This is a genomic window from Microcystis sp. LE19-10.1B (assembly GCF_027530565.1).
Lineage (GTDB): Bacteria > Cyanobacteriota > Cyanobacteriia > Cyanobacteriales > Microcystaceae > Microcystis > Microcystis aeruginosa.
This window is the reverse complement of sequence record NZ_JAPZQM010000134.1, coordinates 1-5,534: the sequence shown is the minus strand read 5'-3', so window position 1 is coordinate 5,534 and position 5,534 is coordinate 1. Positions and strand designations below refer to the sequence as shown.

The window sequence follows — 5,534 nt, the reverse complement described above, 5'->3', positions numbered from 1 at the left end:
TTCAAAAACCTTGCATTATCCTTCTTGTGGTACATCGCTTGGTACAAAAAACAAGGGCAACAAAGCCTGAAACGACCGACTCCTGACGACCGGCTACTGACTCCTACCCCCAGGAAAAACTTTTTCAGCAGACCCTAAATAAACTATCAGTATAGACCTCGTTTCCACACAGAAACCAGAAGAGCCCATCCGGTGGAGCGCCAATTGAAAAGCTTAAGGAGTATATCAAAAATCAGGATACACCTAAAAGTTAGTTGGCAATTTTTCGGACATCGAGTCCTCAAATTGCCGCGCTTTCCTTCCCCACCCCGCGTTGTTGAGGGTGGGGACTGACGCGGATTCGTTCAAGCGGGCAACGCGATTCGAACGCGCGACATTCACCTTGGCAAGGTGACGCTCTACCACTGAGCTATGCCCGCAAGCCTTTTTTTTACACTTCCCCAAGTATGCCAAATCTCAGAGCATTTGTCAAGTGGTTTGGAGCATTTTTTTACAATGATTCATGTTCTGGCCAATCCCCCAAACCGGTAATAGCTTCGAGAACCACTTCTATCTTAGCCTGTAGTCGGTTGAACTGATGTTGCAAGCGATCAAAGCACTTGTCAATGGCGGCGAATTTTTCAGTGATAGGGCGTTCCATAGCCTCAAAAGCTGCCGTAATCCGCTCCTCTGGGTCTAGAGCTAATTCCAGAGTCTTGATTCTCTCGACAGCGGGGAGTGGGGACAACTAAAACCCTAAATGCTGGGGGAATTTTCTTAGCCTTCCATCAGTGCCTGTTGGGGATTATTTTGCAATAATTCTAGGGGTTTATCTTCATCCCGGGGGCGCAATTGACGCATGAGACTAGCCATTTCTAGGGCAGATAGGCCATAATTCCAGCCCAAATTACTTTTAATACCGGCCCGTTCGAGGGCCTGTTGTAGAGTATCAGTGGTGAGAATACCGAAGACAACGGGAACACCGGTCTGAAAAGCGGCTGCGGCGATACCTTTAGCGGCCTCGGCAGCAACGTAGTCAAAATGGGGCGTTTGTCCGCGAATAATTGCCCCTAGACAAATAACGGCATCGTAACGGTGGGAAAGGGCGACTTGACGGGCTACCATTGGCACTTCAAAGCTACCCGGTACCCAGATATAATCGACTTGGGTGCCATCGGGATTGACATCAACCCCGTGACGCTTGAGACAGTCTTGACAGCCTGATAACAGTTTATCAGTGACGAGATCATTAAAACGACCAATCACGATCGCAAAGCGCAAAGAGGATATGTCCTCGGTAAAATTTCCCTCAAAAACAGTCATAGGTAGAAGGGGATAGGAGTGGGAAGTGGGGAAGTGGGGTAGTGGGGTGTGGGGTGTGGGGTGTGGGGTGTGGGGAGAATACTGACTCCTGACGACTGACTCCTGACGACTGACTCCTGACTCCTGTCCCCCGTCCCCCTGATCAAGACTAAATCACTAAAAAGTTTAAAATAGCGACGGCAACGACTAAAATCGCCCAAATTGCCGAACCCACATAGAGAAGGGGTTTCGATTGATCCCAGTTTTGGGGGGAAGCATAGGCAACGGGGACACCAATCACCATCAGCAAGGAAAATAAAACTAAGGCAATGAGAAAAAATTGAAAAACAATAGACATGATTGGGTTCTCCTAAAGCAGTTGATGTTTATTTAGATAATTCTCCCAGATTTGATACTTGTATGGAAGAGCCTCGCTTCCACTCAACTTAACTGGACGATCCTTCCTCTAAGTCCTCTCTGAATCAGGGGTTCCCAGGAGATATCCCTGTCAGACTGAATCCACGAGCATTTTAATTTTACTGCCAGTGACTACCCAGCCGCAGCGGGTTCTAAAATTTTTTTGATGTCTCCATCCTTGTCAAAAGCAGGATTGTAAGGGTTAGGTGGGGGAAGTGACTCCCTGTAATCCCTTGCCCAGATTACAGTATTTTCGCGTTTTCGCCAAACCTGCCCTAGAAAGGTCTCCAGACTGCTGAACTGCTAAGGGACCTGCGTAGGAATAATATCCCAGCCGGACAGTCGCTCTGTAGAAGAATCAGACAAGCCATAAATGGTACATTATCAAAGCGCAAGTCCCTAAAAGCTAATGGTCAAGTCCTAGGTCAAGCCCCCCAAACGGATGCCAGCGCCAAAAATGACGAATAATACTGCTAGAGTGGTGACGGCGACTATGTGCAGGGCGAGGAAATTTAAGTTTTCCTCGCTCAGTTTAGGAATGAGAAAAAAGCGGGAATGAAGGGCCAAGATGAGAGTTAATAGCAGTAAAGCTAACTTAATTCCTATATAAACCGATAAAAAACTATCAAATGACCAAAAATCACGAAAACCGGGCAAATAAATCCAAGTCAGTCCTAGGCCTGTTATTACCTGCAACAATAGCGCAGATAACCCAAAACCTTCAAAATATTGCTCAAATTGACGAATTCGGTCTGGTTCTCGGTTTTTGAGGGCCTGGGGTAGAACGGTGACTGCCAACAATAAATGGCCACCGGCCCAGACGGTCGCCCCTAGGGTGTGGAGAATTACTAAAATTTTGAACAACATCGGTTTCTCTCAGTCATTATTTGCTAACTTATAGTTCTTGACCCGGTTATTGCCGAGCATTTAGTAACAATAGATACAGAAAAAATCCTGATATCTTCTCCTTACTAAAAAATATGGATTTAATTTTATGTCATCAAACGGCGGATTTTGACGCTTTGGGGGCAGCGGTGGGTTTATCGTTGCTGAAAGCGGGTAGTCGCATTGTGTTAACGGGGGGAGCGCACCCAACAGTAAGGGAATTTTTGGCCCTGCATCGGGATGAGTTCGCTTTAATTGAAATGCGTAGTGTCAATCCGGCCAGTATTCGCTCTTTAATTATCGTTGATAATCAGTGGCGAGAGCGTCTGGGAAAAGCCTCCCAGTGGCTCGATTTAGGGCATTTACAGGCGATCGAATTGTATGATCATCATTTGGATAGTGAAAGCGATATTCATGCCTCTAGCGTCCATTTAGAAGCGGTGGGAGCCACCACGACTTTAATTGTCGAAGCTTTACAAAAAGCCCAGATTAAACCAAACTCGATGGCAGCGACGGTAATGGCACTCGGTATTCACGTTGACACGGGTTCCCTGACTTTTGCCGGTAGTACCCCCAGGGATGCCTATGCTTTGGCTTGGTTAATGACCTGTGCTGCTAACATTAAAACGATCGCCCAATACTGTCAACCGAGTTTTTCCCCGCGCTTACAGGAGTTATTTAGCCTTGCTTGGGAAAATCTAGAGATTAAAACGATCCATGACCGTAAAATCGCCCACGTTCTCCTCCATACTGCCGATTTTATCCCCGGTTTGTCTAGTGTGGCCGAGCGCCTACTGGAATTATCCGATAGTGATGCGCTACTTTTTGCCCATAGTTATAGTAAAGGCGAGGAAGATAATTCCCGACAGCGTTTAACTGTGATTGGTCGCTCTAGAATCGATGGGGTGAATCTATATCAGCTTTTTTGCCCCTATAACGGCGGTGGTCATGCTCAGGCCGCTTCGGTGAGCTTTCGCGATGTTCAGCCAGTTCAACAGTTAAACCAACTGCTGGGGGACTTAATTGCCCAAATTCCTCCCTCTCCCACCGCTAGGGATTTAATGTCTTCCCCAGTGCGAACAATTCGTCCCGATACTTCCATATCTCAAGCCGAGCGCATCCTTTTCCGTTACGGCCATTCGGGTTTATCGGTGGTAGATGAGCAGGATCGCTTAGTTGGGGTGATTTCTCGTCGTGACCTCGATTTAGCTCTCCATCACGGCTTTTCTCGCTCTCCCGTGAAGGGATACATGACTTGTAATCCGAAAACTATTACCCCCGACACTTCCCTTCAGGAAATCGAGTCACTGATGGTAACGTACGATTTGGGGCGTTTACCTGTACTAGAAAACGGGCAGTTAGTCGGTATCGTCACTCGTACAGATGTATTAAGACAGATTCATCAAAATGAGCGGGTGCGTTTTGAAGGGGTTGCTTTGGTTTCCTGTCTTTTACCGACGATTAAAGAGCGTTTAGAGCCGATTTTATGGTCATTCCTGCAAGCTGCCGCCACTGCCGCTCAAAAACGCGGTTGGCATCTCTATCTGGTTGGGGGTGCGGTGCGCGATTTATTGTTAGCCACAGAAAGGGATACTTTATTGTTACAGGATATCGATTTAGTGGTGGATGGCTGCCATCGCGCCGCCGGTGTGGGTGCAGGGGTGGAGTTGGCTAATTGTTTACAGGAAATTTATCCGGGGGCCCGGTTATCGATTCACGGGGAATTTCAGACGGCGGCTTTGTTATGGCACAAAGATGAGCGTTTTGGCTCGTTATGGGTGGATATCGCCACGGCACGCACGGAATTCTATCCTTATCCTGCCAGCAATCCCCAAGTGGAGGCTAGTTCGATTCGACAGGATTTGTATAGAAGGGATTTTACGATTAATGCTCTGGCAATTCGCCTAACTTCGCCGAAAGAGGGGGAATTACTCGACTTTTTTGGCGGTATGTTGGATTTACGCGCCCAACAAATCCGGGTTTTACACGCTAATAGTTTTATCGAGGATCCGACGCGCATCTATCGAGCGGTGCGTTTTGCCACTCGGTTAGGATTTGTTATTGAACCCTTGACAGAAAGCTATATTAGGTATGCGATCGAAAGTGGAGTTTATGAGCGCTCACGGCAACAAAATCAGAATGCACCCGCTTTACAGTCCCGTTTAAAAGCGGAGTTGAATTATATTTTAGAGGCGGATTACTGGGAAAGTGCCTTAGAAAAGTTGGCCGATTTGGGGGCTTTGCACTGTTTACACGGGGATTTAAGTTTAAATCGGGCTTTATGGCGACAATTGCGCTGTCTCAGTCGTTGGTTAGATTGTTTAAGTCTGGAATTGCCGGTGAATGTTTGGTTAATGCGGTTGGAATTATTAATCGCTTCTCTGGCTGTGGGGGAAAGAATAGCGATCGCTAATAATTTACAATTGCCCAAAGATACTGTGGAGCGTTTACAAAAACTAGAAGTTATGGAAAGAGAGATTAGCAATAATTTTGCTTATGATCAACCCATTAGTCAAATCGTCAGCTTTTTCAACGGTTATAAGGTTCCTAGTTTGTTACTGGTGGCGGTGAGGAGTGAGACTAGGATTCGGGCTTTAATCTGGCAATATTTAACTAAATGGTCGCAGATCGAGGCTCCTATCGACGGCAATGACCTAAAAGCTTTGGGTTATCAACCGGGTCCCCAGTTTAAATCGTTACTTGCGGCAGTCTTGGGGGCAACTTTAGATGGAATAGTCAGCAATAAAAGCGAAGCTATGGCTTTTATTGCTAGATTAACTCGGGCTTGCTGAATAAATCTAAAAACCTTATTGGGTAAGACTTTTAGACTTTTTGTCAATCAAAAAGTACCAGTTGTGGGAGAGATAGGGGGAAAATTCTGGGACTTTTTCTCTGAAAATTAGGTAATTGACCAGATGAGAATCGGTAAAACCCTACACCCCACACCCCAC

The 5,534-nt window shown here is 46.5% G+C and carries 6 protein-coding genes and 1 tRNA gene; 1 reads left to right on the top strand and 6 read right to left on the bottom strand.

Going from position 1 to position 5,534, the window contains the following annotated elements; all coding sequences use genetic code 11:
• Window positions 1–347: 347 nt before the first annotated feature.
• The 6 genes from O9332_RS04855 to O9332_RS04830 form a co-directional block, all read right to left on the bottom strand.
• Window positions 348–419: transfer RNA gene (locus tag O9332_RS04855), tRNA-Gly, on the bottom strand.
• 71 nt (window positions 420–490) lie between these two features.
• Window positions 491–727: a hypothetical protein gene (locus tag O9332_RS04850; RefSeq protein WP_002762421.1), complete on the bottom strand. Its 237-nt coding sequence runs from the start codon at window positions 725–727 to the stop codon at window positions 491–493.
• A 29-nt stretch (window positions 728–756) separates the two neighbouring features.
• Window positions 757–1,302, bottom strand: a complete 546-nt coding sequence (ribH, locus tag O9332_RS04845; protein WP_193961296.1) for a 6,7-dimethyl-8-ribityllumazine synthase — start codon at window positions 1,300–1,302, stop codon at window positions 757–759.
• Window positions 1,299–1,448, bottom strand: a complete 150-nt coding sequence (locus O9332_RS04840) for a hypothetical protein (protein ID WP_196219878.1) — start codon at window positions 1,446–1,448, stop codon at window positions 1,299–1,301. Before O9332_RS04840 ends, ribH begins: the two co-directional genes overlap by 4 nt.
• Before the next feature lie 2 nt (window positions 1,449–1,450).
• Complete coding sequence (psbZ, locus tag O9332_RS04835) at window positions 1,451–1,639, bottom strand: photosystem II reaction center protein PsbZ (RefSeq protein ID WP_002732865.1); 189 nt, start codon at window positions 1,637–1,639, stop codon at window positions 1,451–1,453.
• A 479-nt stretch (window positions 1,640–2,118) separates the two neighbouring features.
• Window positions 2,119–2,565, bottom strand: coding sequence for a CopD family protein (locus O9332_RS04830; protein ID WP_002762423.1), 447 nt, complete (start codon window positions 2,563–2,565; stop codon window positions 2,119–2,121).
• Between the two features lie 113 nt (window positions 2,566–2,678).
• On the opposite strand from O9332_RS04830, the gene O9332_RS04825 reads away from it, so the two are divergent.
• Complete coding sequence (locus tag O9332_RS04825; protein WP_288023971.1) at window positions 2,679–5,375, top strand: CBS domain-containing protein; 2,697 nt, start codon at window positions 2,679–2,681, stop codon at window positions 5,373–5,375.
• The last annotated feature ends 159 nt before the right edge of the window (window positions 5,376–5,534 follow it).